The organism is Lysinibacillus sp. FSL H8-0500 (assembly GCF_038051955.1).
Classification (GTDB): Bacteria; Bacillota; Bacilli; order Bacillales_A; family Planococcaceae; genus Lysinibacillus; species Lysinibacillus macroides.
In genome coordinates this window covers 704,309-721,398 of the sequence record NZ_CP150292.1, presented here as the reverse complement: position 1 = coordinate 721,398, position 17,090 = coordinate 704,309, and the positions used below count along the sequence as shown (strand labels likewise).

The 17,090-nt window shown below is 39.2% G+C and carries 15 protein-coding genes; 2 read left to right on the top strand and 13 right to left on the bottom strand.

Annotated features, from left to right (window positions below):
- Window positions 1-177 precede the first annotated feature (177 nt).
- The 10 genes from MHB44_RS03325 to MHB44_RS03280 form a co-directional block, all read right to left on the bottom strand.
- Window positions 178-1,212: an iron ABC transporter permease gene (locus MHB44_RS03325; protein WP_341301581.1), complete on the bottom strand. Its 1,035-nt coding sequence runs from the start codon at window positions 1,210-1,212 to the stop codon at window positions 178-180.
- The gene (locus MHB44_RS03320; RefSeq protein WP_341301580.1) at window positions 1,209-2,261 is read right to left on the bottom strand and encodes an iron ABC transporter permease; all 1,053 of its coding nucleotides are present in this window, start codon (window positions 2,259-2,261) and stop codon (window positions 1,209-1,211) included. The genes MHB44_RS03325 and MHB44_RS03320 overlap by 4 nt, the downstream gene beginning before the upstream one ends.
- Window positions 2,262-2,306: 45 nt before the next feature.
- Window positions 2,307-3,101, bottom strand: coding sequence for an ABC transporter ATP-binding protein (locus MHB44_RS03315; RefSeq protein ID WP_341301579.1), 795 nt, complete (start codon window positions 3,099-3,101; stop codon window positions 2,307-2,309).
- A 33-nt stretch (window positions 3,102-3,134) separates the two neighbouring features.
- Window positions 3,135-4,859: an ABC transporter ATP-binding protein gene (locus tag MHB44_RS03310; RefSeq protein WP_341301578.1), complete on the bottom strand. Its 1,725-nt coding sequence runs from the start codon at window positions 4,857-4,859 to the stop codon at window positions 3,135-3,137.
- Window positions 4,860-4,946: 87 nt separating this feature from the next.
- Window positions 4,947-6,848, bottom strand: coding sequence for a helix-turn-helix domain-containing protein (locus MHB44_RS03305; protein WP_341301577.1), 1,902 nt, complete (start codon window positions 6,846-6,848; stop codon window positions 4,947-4,949).
- 136 nt (window positions 6,849-6,984) lie between these two features.
- A complete protein-coding gene (rho, locus tag MHB44_RS03300; RefSeq protein WP_341301576.1) occupies window positions 6,985-8,268 on the bottom strand; it encodes a transcription termination factor Rho in 1,284 nt (427 codons plus the stop codon).
- A gap of 358 nt (window positions 8,269-8,626) precedes the next feature.
- Window positions 8,627-9,583: a class II fructose-bisphosphatase gene (gene glpX / locus MHB44_RS03295; protein WP_053993411.1), complete on the bottom strand. Its 957-nt coding sequence runs from the start codon at window positions 9,581-9,583 to the stop codon at window positions 8,627-8,629.
- 94 nt (window positions 9,584-9,677) lie between these two features.
- Window positions 9,678-10,964 (bottom strand): UDP-N-acetylglucosamine 1-carboxyvinyltransferase, encoded by a 1,287-nt coding sequence (locus tag MHB44_RS03290; protein WP_341301575.1) that lies wholly within the window; start codon window positions 10,962-10,964, stop codon window positions 9,678-9,680.
- A gap of 61 nt (window positions 10,965-11,025) precedes the next feature.
- Entirely contained in the window at window positions 11,026-11,676 is a 651-nt protein-coding gene (gene fsa, locus MHB44_RS03285; protein WP_341301574.1) for a fructose-6-phosphate aldolase, read from the bottom strand.
- Window positions 11,677-11,824: 148 nt separating this feature from the next.
- Window positions 11,825-12,679, bottom strand: coding sequence for a class II fructose-bisphosphate aldolase (locus MHB44_RS03280; protein ID WP_341301573.1), 855 nt, complete (start codon window positions 12,677-12,679; stop codon window positions 11,825-11,827).
- A gap of 146 nt (window positions 12,680-12,825) precedes the next feature.
- On the opposite strand from MHB44_RS03280, the gene MHB44_RS03275 reads away from it, so the two are divergent.
- Window positions 12,826-13,395 (top strand): hypothetical protein, encoded by a 570-nt coding sequence (locus tag MHB44_RS03275; RefSeq protein ID WP_341301572.1) that lies wholly within the window; start codon window positions 12,826-12,828, stop codon window positions 13,393-13,395.
- Between the two features lie 75 nt (window positions 13,396-13,470).
- Here MHB44_RS03275 and MHB44_RS03270 read toward each other — a convergent pair whose 3' ends face one another.
- Window positions 13,471-13,830, bottom strand: coding sequence for a response regulator (locus MHB44_RS03270; RefSeq protein WP_341301571.1), 360 nt, complete (start codon window positions 13,828-13,830; stop codon window positions 13,471-13,473).
- A 160-nt stretch (window positions 13,831-13,990) separates the two neighbouring features.
- Here MHB44_RS03270 and MHB44_RS03265 point away from each other — a divergent pair, with 160 nt between their 5' ends.
- The gene (locus MHB44_RS03265) at window positions 13,991-14,521 is read left to right on the top strand and encodes a DUF2529 family protein (protein ID WP_341301570.1); all 531 of its coding nucleotides are present in this window, start codon (window positions 13,991-13,993) and stop codon (window positions 14,519-14,521) included.
- 38 nt (window positions 14,522-14,559) lie between these two features.
- Here MHB44_RS03265 and MHB44_RS03260 read toward each other — a convergent pair whose 3' ends face one another.
- The gene (locus tag MHB44_RS03260; protein ID WP_341301569.1) at window positions 14,560-16,152 is read right to left on the bottom strand and encodes a CTP synthase; all 1,593 of its coding nucleotides are present in this window, start codon (window positions 16,150-16,152) and stop codon (window positions 14,560-14,562) included.
- A gap of 385 nt (window positions 16,153-16,537) precedes the next feature.
- The gene (rpoE, locus tag MHB44_RS03255) at window positions 16,538-17,083 is read right to left on the bottom strand and encodes a DNA-directed RNA polymerase subunit delta (RefSeq protein ID WP_341301568.1); all 546 of its coding nucleotides are present in this window, start codon (window positions 17,081-17,083) and stop codon (window positions 16,538-16,540) included.
- Between the last annotated feature and the right edge of the window lie 7 nt (window positions 17,084-17,090).

Genomic DNA, 17,090 nt, shown 5'->3' with positions numbered 1-17,090 from the left:
CCATCTGGAACAGAGTATTCTCGAACTGTACCTTACATAGCCCGAATATGTCGATCACAAAATCGGATCGAAAGTGGGATGTCAGCTATATATGTACACGTTGCATACTTACGAAGTATAACATAGATATTTTAGCTTTTTCAAGTAGAAACTATCAAGATCATCACTATGCAAAATTTATTCCTTTAATCGTGCTAATAAATATAAGAAATATGGTGCACCTAAAACAGCGACAACAATCCCAGCAGGAATTTCTGATGGCTCTAAAAGAGAACGACCTAATGTATCAGCCATTAATACTAAAAAGCCTCCTAAAAGTGCTGCGGTTGGTAGTAAAAATTGATGTTTTGCGCCAACAAGCTGTCGTGCCAAATGCGGTGCAATAAGTCCAACAAATCCAATACCACCGCTTACTGAAACGCTGGCTCCTGCTAAACCAACAGCAGCCGCTAATAGCCAGCGACGTTCTCTTTCAATAGAAGCTCCTAGTCCAATTGCCGTTAATTCACCTAAATTTAAAATATTTAATACACGTGATTTCGCATAAACAAATGGTAATAAGATAAGCAGCCATGGTAGCAATGCAAGCACAAATCTCCAATTAGAGCCCCAAATACTACCCGCTAACCAGGTTGCTACAAATTGATAATTTTCAGGTGTTAGACGTAATGTTAGCACAATCATAGCTGAACTAATACCTGCGGCAATAGCTACCCCTGTTAATATTAAACGCATCGGTGTAATACCCTCATGCCGTCTATAAGAAAGTGTATAAATAAGGATCGCTGTGAAGCCTGCTCCTACAAAGGCAAGCACTGGCAGTAAATAAACAGGTGCTGCTTTCGTAGTTGGAAAAAATGAAATATAGAGCATAACAGCAAGGCCTGCTCCAGCATTAATCCCTAAAATACCTGGATCTGCTAGGGCATTTTTAGAAATACCTTGTAAAATAGCACCTGAAACAGCTAAGCCCATTCCTACTAGAACGGCAATCACAATGCGTGGAAGTCTGAATTCAAATAATATTAATTGCTGCTGGGCATCCCCTTGTCCAAATAGTGTGCGAAAAACCTCCATTGGTGTTAATTTAATGACACCTGTATTCATACTAATCACAAAGGTGATAACGATTAAAACAAGTAACGTCACCATAGTAACGAAATTTTTTCTTTTGGCCTTTTGCTGACTTGTTGTTAAAAAGCTGTTACTCACAGTTCTTTTCCTCCTTTACGTGCTAAATAGAGGAAGAACGGCACACCGATAAAGGCAATTAATGCACCAATTGGCGTTTCATATGGCGGATTGATAAGGCGTGCTGCTAAATCCGCTAACACAACCAGCAATGCTCCATAAATCAATGAACATGGGATAATCCAACGATAATCATGACCAACTATGTATCTCGCTAAATGAGGAACAATCAACCCTACAAAACCAACAGCACCTACAACTGAAACTGCCGCCCCTGCTAAAATTAAAACAATAACCATTCCCCATATTTTTATAACACCCGTACGTTGCCCAAGTCCAATAGCAACCTCTTCACCTAAGCTTAATAATGTGATAGAACGCGATAAAATAATAGCACCAATCATTGCAATAAGTATCCAAGGTGATAATATTTGCAGATGGCTCCATTTTGTCCCCGAAACACCGCCTGCATACCAAAATGCTAGGTCTTGCCCAATACGATAGTACAAGGCAAGTCCTTCACCTAATGCGCCAAGTAATGCACTAACAGCAGCTCCAGCCAACACAAGACGCATCGGTGTTAAGCCACCTTTAGACAGCGAGCCAATACCGTACACGATCACTACACCTAAGCCTGCTCCTACAAAGGACCATAAAATTAAATACATATAAGGCAGACTAGGGAAAAAGGCGAAACAAACAGCTAACATAAATGCTGCACCTGCATTCAAGCCGAGTAGCCCTGAATCAGCTAACGGATTACGTGTCATTCCCTGCATAATTGCGCCTGCTACTGCAAAGCTTGCACCCACCAAAGCTGCTCCAAGCACTCGGGGTAAACGAATATCATGAATAATTTGATGGGTTGTTAATTCTGGTGAGAAATGGACCACTGCTGTCCAGACAGTACCTAATGAAATATCTGCTGCCCCAAATGAAATCGATAAGCCAATGGCAAATAGTAATCCAATTACTCCTACAATTAAAGCTACTACTCCACGGATCGGATGAGACCGTTTTTGTAGCTCCTCTAAATCGTTGAGCCCTCCTACTCCTGTTGACGTAGTCATTCAACTTCCTCCTCATAACTTCTAATTCAAAATGCTGAAAAAAATTTACTCCTTTATGTCGTACAGCTGGTAAGAGAGGCAGATTGGATTTTTACTATACGGACAAACAGCCATTTCTGCATCGATATTGAATACTCTTTGTAAATTTTCCTGCGTCATCACTTCTTCTGGACTGCCATTGACTATTAAATTTCCAGCTTTCATGGCCATCATAAAATGGGAGAAGCGTGATGCATGATTCAAATCGTGCAATACCATAATAATCGTTCGTCCTTCTTCCTTATTAAGCTTTTGTAGCAGCAATAAAATATCAAGCTGATGTGCTAAGTCTAAATAAGTTGTTGGTTCATCCAGTACTAAAATATCTGTGCCTTGAGCTAATGCCATCGCAATCCATACCCTTTGACGCTGTCCACCTGACAATGCTTCAATTGGTCGATCACTAAATTCTCTTAATCCCGTAACATCAATCGCCCAATGAATATACTCATAGTCCTCCTTACGCAATGTACCAAACCCTGCTTGATGAGGGAAACGACCATAGGATATCAGCTCAAAAACCGTTAATCCACCTGGTGCTGTTGCTGTCTGAGGTAAAATCGCCATCCTTTTAGCCACTTCTTTTGTTTTTAATTGATGAATTGCTTTGCCATCTAAATAAACAGCACCGTTTTGCATTCGTAGTACACGTGCAACCGCTTTTAATAATGTAGATTTACCACATCCATTAGGGCCTATAATTGTGGAAATTTGTCCCTTTGGAATCTCCACACTTAAATCATTCACGATAAGTGTTGAGGAATAACCAATTGCCACATGATCTATTTCAAGTACTGACATGTTTAACTTCCTTTCATTTTAAGCGTGCTTATTTTATATTTGTAAACCAAATTGAGCTGTATATAAACCATAGTAAGCATTTTTTCTTTCCATTAGCTGTTGATGTGTACCCTCTTCAATAATGCCCTTTTTCGATACAACAACAATTCGATCTGCATCCTTAATCGTTGCTAAACGATGGGCAATTACTAATGTTGTGCGACCAATAGAAAGCTCATTTAATGCTTGCTGAATTGCTTGCTCTGTTTCTGTATCAAGTGCAGATGTTGCCTCATCTAGTATTAAAATTTTTGGATTTTTCAAGAAAATACGTGCAATCGATAAGCGCTGCTTCTGTCCACCTGATAATTTCACACCACGCTCACCAACCAATGTGTCCATTCCCTCAGGAAGAGCATGAATAACATCAGCTAGTTGTGCGCGCTGTGCCGCATACCAAATATCTTCATCACTAGCATTTAAATTCCCATAAGCAATGTTTTCACGAATGGTCCCATCAAATAAAAAGACATCTTGTTGGACAATTCCTATATGCGAACGTAAAGATTGCAGTTTAAAATCTCGTATATCAATGCCATCAATTTTAATCGAGCCTTCATTAACTTCATAAAAACGTGGCAATAAACTACAGATTGTAGATTTCCCTGCACCAGAAGGACCTACCAAGGCAACAGTTTCACCAGGATTTACCTTTAAATTAATATGATGTAGGGCACGATTATTGGCAGCGTAGCCAAACGATACATTCGAGAAAGTAATTGCGCCATCAATTTCCTCAACCACTTTTGCCTCTGGACGATCAGCAATTTCAGGTTCCGTTTCTAGAAATTCGATATACCGTCTAAATCCTGCCATACCTTTCGGATAGCTTTCTATAAACATATTGATTTTGTTAATCGGGCCTAAGAGAATGCCTGACAGTAAAATAAATGCGATAAAATCACCATTTGATAAATGTCCATTTAACACAAAATACGCTCCTACAGATAAAGTGAAGAGTGATAAGACCTTCGTGAGTATGCCTGAAATAGCTTCATTCCAAGCCATGACTTTATAGGAGAACAGCTTTGTCATACGGAATCTTTCATTATTTACTTTAAAGCGTTTAATCTCATGATCTTCATTTGTAAAAGCCTGTACAACACGAATACCACTTATATTGTTTTCAACACGTGCATTGAAATCTGCGATATCTCCAAACATTTGACGGAATGCTTTAGACATTAATTTACCAAAAATAATGGTTAAAATTAAGATGATCGGTACTAGTAGGAAAATAAGAATCGTAAAGATTGGATCAATATAGTACATGACACCGAATGTTCCAATAATCGTCATTGCTGCAATAAAGATATCCTCTGGACCATGGTGAGCAAGTTCGCCAATATCCATTAAATCATTCGTTAAACGAGAAACAAGATGCCCTGTTTTGTTGTTATCAAAATATCTAAAGGATAGCTTTTGTACATGGCTGAAGGATTCTTTTCTCATATCCGTCTCTATATTAATGCCCAGCATATGTCCCCAATACGAAACGATAAAATGAAGAATGGAGTTAAAAATGTATAATCCAAACAGCAACAAACTTGCCATAATAATCCACTTTATTTCCCCATCTGGCAGAATATCATCAATTACTTTATTTAAAACAATTGGAAATGCTAGCTCGATTAGTGCCACTAATATGGCACAGCTAAAATCTAAAATAAATAAACCTTTATAGGGCCTATAATATGAAAAAAAGCGCCGTAATAACATGGTGTAGCCTCCTATTGTGATCTCGTTTTACGTACCTAATAAATGAGCTATCTGCCTGTACACAGATAGCTCTTATGTTTTCACAGTTTATTGTTGCTGAGCCTTCGTAAAATCAACTATTTTGTCAGCTAGTTCTTCAGCTTGATGTAAGCCGGAGAGCGGGTCAGAAGCAAAATAATATTCAGATGGAAGCTCTACTATTTGATTATTTTTAACGACATCTAAATTTGTCCATGTTGCTGGCAACTGGCCATCTTTGTTAAAGAAATTAATCATGAAGTTATAGTCACCTACATAGTCACCTACAACCTCATAGGAAATTTCGTAACGTCCATTATTTGCTTCCTTTGTATCAAATAACTCCTGCACTTTTTCTTGAGGTTTCATGCCCAAAATTTGATAGAGTGCTCTACCACCTGATACACTTGAATTTCCAACAATCGTTGCATTTTTTTCAAACATTTCATAAATAGTAAATGTGGCTCCCTCTGGAATCACATCAATAATTTTTTCCTTCGCTTTTGCTATACGATCTTCAAATTCTTTTGTAAATGCTTCAGCCTCTTCTTGTCTTCCTAAATAATTACCCATCGCCTTAATTTCCTCAGTCGCCGTTTCATGAGCATCCTCAGCAAAGACAATTGTTGGAGCAATTTTTTCGTACTTCTCAACATCTTCTGCGTTCCATGTAATAATCAAGTCTGGTTTTAACTCTAAAACTTTTTCTAATGACACCTGACCATCTGTACCAATATTCGTAATTTCTCCATCCTTATAGTGTTGCTTTAAAAAAGCAGCATAATCAAGGTTAGCCGTCACGCCTCCAACTGGTACAACATCTAACGCTAAAATTTGACCCAAATACCAATCGGTTACGACTCTCTCTGCCTTCATTGGAATTTCTACTTCGCGTCCACTATCATCTGTTACTGTTCTAGTGTCTGCTGTTTCGGGTGAGGTTTGTTCGTCAACCTTAGATTGGCTCGTATCTTCATTACACGCTGCCAGTAAAACGAACAGGCTTAGTAAAAAAGGTAGTTTTATATGCTGAATCATCTTTTTCATCATGATTTCATTTTCTCCATTCTCAAATCGTTTTGCTTGCGCGAGCTGATTATAATTGTATTGAAAATGATTCTCACTTGTAATGGTTATTTCGGACATATTAGATGTATATTTCAGCCTAAAACTACTTGGAGCTATATTTGTTGCTTTTTTAAAAGCACGACTAAAATAATATTCATCTTCAAATCCAAGAGAAATAGCTATTTCTTTTATGCCATATTGATTGGTTAGCAAATACTGTTTTGCTTTCTCTATTCTAAGTTGTTGTAAATAAATTTGTGGGCCTATTTCATAACGGGCTTTGAAGATACGTAATAAATGTCGTGTACTAATCTGAAGCATATCTGCTAAAGTCTGTATAGATAGCGGTTGATGAATGTGTTGCTTAATATATAATCGTGCGACTTCTGCCTTATCGATTTCATGTGGTTGGCCTTGTCCTTCCGCTAATTCTTGAAACACATGGTAGATAAGCTCATAGAAGGAGGCTTTTACAGATAAATGCTCCTGAATAGAGCCAGATTGCCATTTACTATACATATCTTGAAGGATGCTGTGAATGGCGATCGGATTCGCTGGTACACAAGAGAAATGTGTTTGGAATGGTTGATAGTGCATGTGCAAATGCTGCATAAAAGCATCTTTGTACATGACATCCCCCTTATAGCTAATGAGAAAATAGCTCACACCCTGTTGTGCTATAATCTGAAGAGATTGGGATTTCCCTATATGAAAAATACTGAAGCGCTGCACATGATAGGGCTGATCATCAATGACAATTTGTGCACCGCCCGCTGTGACAATAAGAAATGAGCTATATGTTAAAACCTTTGACACTTGAACATCTGATTTATTTATGTAATCGATTTGCTTCAACTGGATAAACGCATTTTGCCAAAGAAGCATATAGGCATCATAATTCATCTTCGTCTCCTTCAAAAATACATGTTTACATACCATTATATTGATAATGATTATCAATTTCAATATACATTTATAAAATATAACATATACAAAAAAAATCACCATTGACAATTTGCTCGTCAATGGTGATACCCTTTTATAAAAGTCCTTTACCCTTTGTTGCTTTTTTCATATCTTCGTTTAGCTTTTCAAAGAATTCATCATTCGACTTTGTCGTGCGTAACTTTCTCAGGAAGCGCTCTGCAAAATCTGGTGCATCCGAAAAGGTTTTACGGATTGCCCATAGTTTTTCAAGCTGTTCAGGTGCAAGAAGAAGCTCCTCCTTACGTGTACCTGAACGACGAATGTCAAGTGCAGGGAAAATACGGCGCTCTGCTAACTGACGATCTAAATGTAGCTCTAAATTACCTGTTCCTTTAAATTCTTCATAGATCACTTCATCCATACGAGACCCTGTATCTACTAAAGCCGTTGCTAAAATTGTTAAACTACCGCCTTCTTCAATATTACGTGCAGAACCAAAGAAACGTTTAGGTCTATGGAAAGCAGCAGGATCAATCCCTCCTGATAATGTACGTCCACTTGGAGGAATCACTAGATTGTAGGCACGTGCTAAACGTGTAATCGAGTCCATTAAAATAATAACATCACGTTTATGCTCCACTAATCGACGCGCACGTTCCAAAACAATTTCGGCTACTTTCACATGATTTTCTGGTACTTCATCAAATGTAGAGCTGACCACATCTGCATTCACAGAACGTTCAATATCTGTTACTTCCTCAGGACGTTCATCAATTAGTAGAACAATGAGCTCTGCCTCTGGATGATTCGTTGTAATAGCATTTGCAATTTCTTTTAACAAGGATGTTTTCCCTGCCTTTGGTGGTGCAACGATTAAGCCACGTTGACCAAAGCCTACAGGTGCAACTAAATCCATAATACGTGTTGAAACATTGCGCTGTGTTGTTTCAAGTTTAATTTGTCGGTCTGGATATAGAGGTGTTAATGCAGGGAAATGCACGCGTTCCTTTGCCACTTCAGGGTCCTCACCATTGACAGCATCCACTTGTAATAAGCCATAATAACGCTCATTTTCTTTCGGTGGTCGCACCTTCCCCGATACCTTGTCCCCATTACGTAGGTCAAAGCGGCGAATTTGAGATGCAGAAATATAAATATCTTCTTTACTTGGAGAATAGTTAATTGGGCGAAGGAAGCCAAAGCCCTCTTGCGAAACAATTTCTAATACACCCTCCATAAAGAAATAGCCCTCTTGCTCTGAACGCGTTTTCAAAATAGCAAATATCAATTCTTTTTTCGTTAGCTTGCTATAATATGAAATTTTGTATTGGCGTGCAAGGGCGTAAAGCTCTTTTAACGTCATGTTTTCTAATTGAGCGATTGTCAATGCAGACATATGCACAACTCCAGTCTTTTTCAAAATATAATGCCATTTTTGGGGTTATCAATGAAGTTTTTTACAATGGCTCTGTCAACGCTTGTCTGGTTGTCTTAAGCTATGGGTACTTTTAACAATCATAAAACATTGAAACATAGCCTACAAAACTATGGGATGGTTTATCTTTGGTTCAGCGCGTATACGAATAGCCGTTGAATCAAGATAAAGCTCCGGTGGATGTCACAGATTTTGAAGAGGAGCTTTTCGAGCGAATTCGAAAAAATCCGGACATAATTATGCCGCGGCATAATTGCTTGTAAGAAGAAGGTACCTAGCGCAGGTGGATGCACTAGGTATATTTTAGAAGAAAATATCATTAATAGCTAGGTTTTTTCTCAAGAGCATGACGTCCTTCAACAAAACGTACCGTACCAGACTTAGCTCGCATAACAACTGAATGTGTCAATGCATAAGCACCTTTATATTGAACACCCTTTAATAGCTCACAATCTGTGACAGCTGTCGCTGCAAAAATAGCATCGTCACCTTTTACTAGGTCATCTAAATAAAGAACCTTCTCAACATCTACACCCATCTTTGTGCAGCGTGCTAATTGTTCCTCATCTTCTGGTACTAGTTTTGCTTGGAAGTCACCACCTAGGCATTTTAAGGCTACTGCCGCAATTACCCCCTCTGGTGCGCCACCTGTGCCAAACATAATATCAATACCTGTTTCATCAAAGGCCGTATTGATTGCTGCGCCAACATCGCCATCTTGGATAAATTTAATACGTGCACCAGCTTCTCGAATTTCATCAACGATCGCTTGATGGCGAGGTCGATCTAACAGCGTAGCCACAACATCAGAAATATCTTTATTTTTTGCTTTTGCTACTTGTAATAGGTTATATGTGACAGAAGCATTAATATCAACCTTGCCCGCCGCTTCTGGTCCTACCGCAATTTTCTCCATGTACATATCAGGTGCATTTAATAAATTCCCTTTATCTGCAATAGCCAGAACCGTCATTGCACCATTTGTCCCTTTTGCGACAATATTTGTCCCTTCTAAAGGGTCCACTGCAATATCTACTTGAGGACCACCATTACGTAGGCCAAGTTCTTCACCAATATAAAGCATTGGCGCTTCATCCATTTCACCCTCACCTATTACTACTGTAGCATGCATTGGAATTGTATCGAACATTTTGCGCATCGCTGTTGTTGCTGCATCATCTGCCTCAATTTTCAAACCACGTCCCATCCATTTCCCGGATGCGATTGCTGCTGCTTCTGTTACTCGTACTACTTCCATCGATAAACTGCGTTCCATTGTTGCTTTGCCTCCCGCTATCGGCAGCTTTTTGTGCCGAAACATTCAAATTACCTCTATTGTAACATAGTTGGATGAAAACTTTTAGCTCTCATTATTCCTTTGCCTCTGCTAAGCGTGCAAGGATTGTTTCTCGTCGAATATCGGCGCCTAAATCACGTAATTTCTCAATAAGTGAGCTATAGCCACGTTCGATATGATAAATATCGTGAATTTCTGTTTCACCTTCCGCTAATAGCCCCGCTAAAACTAAGGCCGCACCAGCGCGAAGGTCTGTAGCTGTTACCGTGGAGCCATGCAATTTACTTGGCCCCTTAATAATGGCTGTATTGCCCTCTACACGAGCATTAGCATTCATCCGACGAAGCTCATCGATATGTTTAAATCGAGCTGTATAAATTGTATCCGTTACTTTTGAGGAACCGAATGCTTGTGACATTAACACAGCAAGTGGTTGCTGAATATCCGTTGGAAACCCTGGATATACCAATGTTTTTATATCAACTGCCTTCAATGTGGAAAGGTCTGTTTTAGGTACATAAATACTTTCTTCACCAGTATCAATCTTTACACCCATTTCACGAAGCTTTGCAATAATTGCTTCTAAATGCAATGGAATGACATTATCAATCGTAATACCATCACCAACTGCTGCAGCCATAATTAAAAATGTTGCCGCTTCAATACGGTCTGGAATAATCGTATGCTCCGTACCATGTAGCTCTTCTACACCTTCAATACGAATAACACTTGTACCTGCACCTTTAATATTAGCACCCATATTTGTTAGCAGTGTCGCCACATCAATAATTTCAGGTTCTTTAGCGGCATTTTCAATAACTGTACGTCCTTTTGCAAGAACAGCAGCCAACATAATATTAATCGTTGCTCCAACACTTGCCACATCTAAATAAATTTTTGCCCCAACCAATTCATCTGCGCGCAAATAAATGGCTCCATGTTCATTGGTAATTTTAGCTCCCAATGCCTCAAAGCCTTTAATATGTTGGTCAATTGGGCGTGGACCTAAAAAGCAGCCGCCTGGTAAACCAATAACTGCTTTCTTAAAGCGTCCAAGCATCGCGCCCATTAAATAATAGGAAGCGCGTAGCTTTTTCACATTGCCGTTTGGTAATGGTAATGCAATCATCTCTGTTGGATCAATAATCATCTTACCACTATCAAACGTCACTTCCCCACCAATTTCCTCTAGTAAAGCCTTTAACGTCCAAGCATCTGAAATTTCGGGTATCCCCCCAATAGTCACTGGAGAGTTCGCCAAAATTGATGCAGGAATTAAGGCGACTGCACTATTTTTTGCACCACTAACTTTAATTGTACCTTGTAGACGATTTTCGCCAGTAATTTTATAAACATCCATTTTGCGTTCTCCCTCATGATTGGAAAGTAGTTTTTTGCGATTGGCTCACTTTATAATCTTATTATTCGCCTTTTCTCTTATTCCAATCCGCTAAAAATCCTTCAATTCCTTTTTCCGTTAATGGATGGTTGAAAAGTTGTTTTAATACTTTAAATGGAGTTGTTGAAATATGGGCACCTGCTAAAGCTGCTGCTGTCACATGCTGTGGATGGCGCACAGAGGCAGCAATAATTTCTGTGTCGATATTATGAATTGTGAAAATATCTGCAATTGTTTCGATTAGCTCTACACCATTTTGACCAATGTCATCTAAACGGCCGATAAATGGTGATACATATGTAGCACCTGCACGCGCAGCCATTAATGCTTGGTTGGCACTAAATATTAATGTTACATTTGTTTTAATACCTTTGTTGGCAAAGAAACGACAAGCCTCTAATCCAGCTGGCGTCATCGGGAGCTTGACCGTAATGTTTGGAGCAATAGCAGCTAATTCTAAACCTTCTTTCATCATACCTTCTGCATCAAGTGCAATGACTTCTCCGCTTACAGAGCCGTCAACAAGCTCAGCGATTTCACGAAGACGATCATGGAAAGAAACGTTTTCTTCTTTAGCTACTAAAGATGGGTTTGTTGTAACACCTGATAAGATTCCCCATGCATGTGCCTCTTTAATCTCTTCAAAATTTGCTGTATCAATAAAAAACTTCATCGTATTTCCTCCTGATCATGTTCTTATAATATTAAGTCTTTTCCAAATTCCATTATTTCAAAAACAAGAGAAGGTCGATTGATAGCATCAACACTTCTCTTATTTATGTGTATTTATCTATGCTTTTGTCACATATTAAATGCAAAAATTATGCTTTTTGTGCACTACCAAATTCGCGAATTTTACCAATCACTGTTGCTTTAATCGCTTCACGGGCTGGTCCAAGGAATTTACGTGGATCATAAACAACTTTGTCATTATCAAGAATTTCACGAATTGCTTTTGTTGCTTCAATTTGATTTTCAGTATTGACGTTGATCTTAGCTGTACCTAATGAAATCGAGCGTTGGATATCTTTTAGTGGGATACCTGTACCGCCATGTAAGACAAGTGGAAGGTCTGCTAATTTAGAAATTTCTTCCATTTCTTTAAAGCCTAGGTTTGGTTCTCCTTGATACGGACCATGCACAGAACCAAGTGCTGGTGCTAAGCAGTCGATATCCGTTAGCTCAACCATTTTACGGCATTCCTCTGGATCTGCATAAATAATACCGCCAATAACACCGTCTTCATCTCCACCAACTGTTCCTAATTCTGCCTCAACAGAAACGCCTTTAGCATGTGCATACTCTACTACCTCTGAAGTAATTTTGACATTTTCATCAAAAGGATGATGTGAGGCATCAATCATTACAGAAGTAAAGCCTGCATCAATTGCTTCTTTACATTTTGCAAAGCTAGAGCCATGATCAAGATGGATTGCTACAGGGACTGTAGTACCATAAGATTTCATTAAACCTTTTACCATGTGAACAACAGCGATAAAGCCGCCCATATATTTACCTGCGCCCTCTGAAACACCAAGAATCACTGGCGATTTTTCTTCCTCTGCTGCCTGTAAAATCGCTTGCGTCCATTCAAGGTTGTTAATATTGAACTGACCAACAGCGTAACCCTCTGCTTTTGCTTTAATTAACATCTCTTTCATAGATACTAATGCCATACTAAAAATCCTCCTTATAGGACTATTTCTTTCTACATAAATATGCTCCTCAATCATAGCAAAAATAATAGCCCCTGAAAAGCAGGGGCTATTATTTTCTACCCGAAAGCGTAGTGAAACGCAGCGACAGGGTTGGCCCCAGTGAAGTGGAACGCAACGAAGGCAGGCACCTGAAAAGCAGGGGCTATTATTTTCTACACGAAAGCGTAGTGAAACGTAGCGACAGGGTCAGCCGCAGTGAAGTGGAACGCAACGAAGGCAGGCACCTGAAAAGCAGGGGCTATTATTTTCTACCCGAAAGCGTAGTGAAACGCAGCGACAGGGTCAGCCGCAGTGAAGTGAAACGCAACGAAGGCAGGCACCTGAAAAGCAGGGGCTATTATTTTCTACCCGAAAGCGTAGTGAAACGCAGCGACAGGGTCAGCCGCAGTGAAGTGAAACGCAACGAAGGCAGGCACCTGAAAAGCAGGGGCTATTATTTTCTACCCGAAAGCGTAGTGAAACGTAGCGACAGGGTTAGCCGCAGTGAAGTGGAACGCAACGAAGGCAGGCACCTGAAAAGCAGGGGCTATTATTTTCTACCCGAAAGCGTAGTGAAACGTAGCGACAGGGTTAGCCGCAGTGAAGTGGAACGCAACGAAGGCAGGCACCTGAAAAGCAGGGGCTATTATTTTCTACACCAAAGCGTAGTGAAACGCAGCGACAGAGCTAACTAGTGGACAAATGAAATCGGAATAGAAATAATTGGTTAAACATAAAAAAACAGGCCGTGTGTCCACACCGCCTGTTTCTTACACCTGTAACGTTTTATTAACCTCATCACGTACCTCAAAAATATCAAAAGGCTTAGTAAAGTAACGAATTGCTCCTAGCTTTAAAGCTTCTTGCACAACATCTAGTTCGCCATATGCAGTCATCATAAATACAGGAAGCTTTGGCCACTTCTCTTTTAAACGCCTTAAGATTTCAATACCATCCATTCCTGGTATTTTCATATCTAATAACACACAATCTATTTCTTGTTCATTGGCAAACTTTAATGCCTCTACGCCATTAGCTGCTAAATATGTAGTGTATCCTTCCTTTTTCAATACTTCATTTAAAAGTAAACGAATACCCTGTTGATCATCGACAATTAATAATCTTTTCATATTTCATCATTCCATTCCGCCCTTTTTATTTTACTGTTCTATAAAACTTTTCTTCATTATTAATATTCGCCTTTTTCGGCTTAATACCTTCTAATATTGTAAATTATCTGCTTTTGCTTTCTACCTTGTTCACCCCTATAATATGGATAGAGGTGGGAACATGTCAAAAATTCTAACAACACAATTAAGTGGTTTACTTCAAAGAATTACGCAAAATGAAGAGAATGCCATTGAGGAAACAGCAAGACTACTTGCACAAGCAGCAATTGGCGAGGGCCATGTATATTTCGCTTGCTTTGGTGAAATGCAGGTTGTTGAATTAAATGCATTCCAAGCAGTTGAGCCATTCCATAAATTAGTTTGTTGGACAGCAGATACCGTTTTAACGGAGGCTGATCGTGTTTGTATTTTTACTCGTAGTGCACACGACACAGAAGCATTAGCCTTAGCACAGGAATTACATCAACGTTTTATTCCTTTTTCTGCTGTTGCCAATGAAGCTGGGAATGCCGAAAATCCTTTGGCAGATTTAGCTTATACGTATATTTCTACTCGTGTCAAAGGTGGTTTATTACCAAACGATGTTGGACAGCGAATTGTTGTACCACATGCAATTGCTGGGCTTTTTGTATATGAAGCTGTCAAAATAGCATATGATGAAATGCTGGCATTGGATGAGGAAGAGCTATAAAAAAGAGTTGTCTCTATAAACGAGACAACTCTTTTAGCTTATTTGAATGTTGCTCCGATAAAATCACGGAACAATGGCTGTGGACGGTTTGGACGTGAGACTAGCTCTGGGTGGAATTGACAGGCTACAAAGAATTCATTTTCTGGTAGCTCAATGATTTCCACTAGTTTGCCGTCTGGGCTTGTTCCTGAAAAGACAAGACCTGCTGCTTCCATTGCCTCACGATATTCGTTGTTAAATTCATAGCGGTGACGATGACGCTCGTATACAAGCTCTTTGCCATAGGCTTTGCCAGCCTTAGAGCCATCTTTTAATTTACATGGATATAATCCTAAACGTAAGGTACCACCAATATCTACACTATCGTTTTGATCTGGTAAGAAATCGATAATTGGGTACGCTGTATTTGCATCAAGTTCTGTAGAATGAGCGCCTTTTAGGTCAAGGACATTGCGAGCAAATTCTACTGTTGCTAGCTGCATACCTAAACAAATGCCTAGGAAAGGTACATTATTTTCACGTGCATATTGTATCGCTAAAATTTTCCCTTCTACTCCGCGATCTCCAAAGCCACCTGGTACTAAAATAGCATCAGCACCTTTTAATTGACTCGCTACATTATCCGCGTCTACTTGCTCTGCATTAATCCAATCAATGTCAATATCCGAATTAAACGCATACCCTGCATGCTTTAATGCCTCTACCACTGAAATATACGCATCTTGTAGCTCCACGTATTTCCCTACAAGCGCTATTCTTCTTTTATTTGGTAGGTTTTTCACTTTTTCTACAAGGTCGCGCCATTCTTCCATATCTGCCTCTGGTGCTTTAATACCGAAATGATCTAGCACAATATCATCTATATCTTGCGCATGTAGGTTTAATGGCACTTCATATAAATGCTCTGCATCACGAGATTCAATAATTTCATGTGGTTGAACATCGCAGAATAAAGCTAGTTTTTCCTTCATATCTTGTGGTACTTCCTGCTCTGTACGCACAACAATAATATTTGGCTGAATACCTAGAGAACGTAATTCCTTAACAGAGTGCTGTGTCGGTTTTGTTTTCAACTCACCTGCTGCTTTAATATAAGGAATTAGTGTGCAGTGGATATACATGACATTATTATGCCCTAAATTTGTTTTCATCTGACGAATTGCTTCAAGGAATGGCAATGATTCGATATCCCCTACTGTTCCGCCTACCTCTGTAATTACTACATCAGCGTTTGTTTCACGACCTGCACGCTGGATACGATCTTTAATTTCATTCGTAATATGAGGAATTACTTGTACTGTTCCACCGTTATAATCACCACGGCGTTCTTTCTGCAATACGGATTGATAAACACGACCTGAAGTTACGGTAGAATGTTTCCCTAGATTAATATCAATAAAACGTTCATAATGCCCTAAGTCTAAGTCAGCCTCTGCCCCATCATCCGTAACAAAAACCTCACCATGTTGATAGGGACTCATTGTACCAGGATCAATGTTGATATATGGATCAAATTTTTGAATCGTCACTTCTAAACCACGATTTTTTAATAATCTGCCTAGAGATGCTGCAACAATCCCTTTGCCAAGTGATGATACAACCCCACCTGTTACAAAAATATACTTCGTCATGAAAAATTCCTCCTTATGATGTGCTAAAATTGCTAGATCCAGTGTTCGGATAGGGAATATACCCTAAAACAAGAAAAGCCGAGAACGTCTACAAAAATGTAGCCAATTCGAAGCTGTAAACGGTTCTATCTCTTTTTCACTTTCCTGTAAATCCTTAAACTCTAACATGTATTCAGTCACTGTTTGCTATACATTGGGAGAACTGGACTGAATCAAGTTCAAAACAAAAAAACGCTCCTCCTGCATAGGTTTGCAGGGGGAGCGTATTATATACACGGTCTTTTTCTCCTTCTTTTAAGGAGCCCAAGTAAAAGATTAAACGTAACCGTGATAGAAGTCAAGATTTTTTGCTTTTAGTTACGAGAAAATTCTAAGCATACGGTTCTTAAAGTTCTTCCTCTTCTTCCTCAAACTCTTCTTCTTCATCAATAAAGTCTTCATCGATTTCTTCGTCAATATCCTCTAAGTCGTCATCATCAAATTCGATGTCTTCTTTATCATCATCTTCCTCTTCATCAAGGTCGTCTTCTTCCACGAACTCTTCAAAGTCCTCATCAAAGTCAATATCTTCTTCATCTAAATCGATATCTTCCACAAGATCATCGTCTTCATCGAGAACAGCTTTTGACTTTTTCTTTTGGGTTTTCACAGAAGGTGCTGTTTCTTCTTCGATTTGCTCTACTTTAAACCATTCACGTAAGCCCCAGCCTGTTTCTTGATTAAATAAGAAACGACCATCTATATTGATATCTGTATAAAATTGCAGCAGGCGAGATTTTATAGCTTCATCATTATAACCCACAAGCTCCTGAATGATTTTCAGTAAATCATTAAAAGCTATTGGGGTATGCTTTTCATTTAAAATTGCATACGCTAAGTTAATTAACGACTCTTCCGCTAATTGTTCCTTTGTCATTTCACGAAAATTCAATTCGTGC

Bases quoted from the DNA above. Each gene is read 5' to 3' on its own strand.
- MHB44_RS03280 (WP_341301573.1), bottom strand. From the start codon at position 12,679: ATGGCATTAGTATCTATGAAAGAGATGTTAATTAAAGCAAAAGCAGAG.
- glpX (WP_053993411.1), bottom strand. From the start codon at position 9,583: ATGGAACGCAGTTTATCGATGGAAGTAGTACGAGTAACAGAAGCAGCA.
- MHB44_RS03265 (WP_341301570.1), top strand. From the start codon at position 13,991: ATGTCAAAAATTCTAACAACACAATTAAGTGGTTTACTTCAAAGAATT.
- MHB44_RS03305 (WP_341301577.1), bottom strand. From the start codon at position 6,848: ATGAATTATGATGCCTATATGCTTCTTTGGCAAAATGCGTTTATCCAG.
- fsa (WP_341301574.1), bottom strand. From the start codon at position 11,676: ATGAAGTTTTTTATTGATACAGCAAATTTTGAAGAGATTAAAGAGGCA.
- MHB44_RS03260 (WP_341301569.1), bottom strand. From the start codon at position 16,152: ATGACGAAGTATATTTTTGTAACAGGTGGGGTTGTATCATCACTTGGC.
- MHB44_RS03315 (WP_341301579.1), bottom strand. From the start codon at position 3,101: ATGTCAGTACTTGAAATAGATCATGTGGCAATTGGTTATTCCTCAACA.
- MHB44_RS03270 (WP_341301571.1), bottom strand. From the start codon at position 13,830: ATGAAAAGATTATTAATTGTCGATGATCAACAGGGTATTCGTTTACTT.
- MHB44_RS03310 (WP_341301578.1), bottom strand. From the start codon at position 4,859: ATGTTATTACGGCGCTTTTTTTCATATTATAGGCCCTATAAAGGTTTA.
- rho (WP_341301576.1), bottom strand. From the start codon at position 8,268: ATGTCTGCATTGACAATCGCTCAATTAGAAAACATGACGTTAAAAGAG.
- MHB44_RS03290 (WP_341301575.1), bottom strand. From the start codon at position 10,964: ATGGATGTTTATAAAATTACTGGCGAAAATCGTCTACAAGGTACAATT.
- MHB44_RS03320 (WP_341301580.1), bottom strand. From the start codon at position 2,261: ATGACTACGTCAACAGGAGTAGGAGGGCTCAACGATTTAGAGGAGCTA.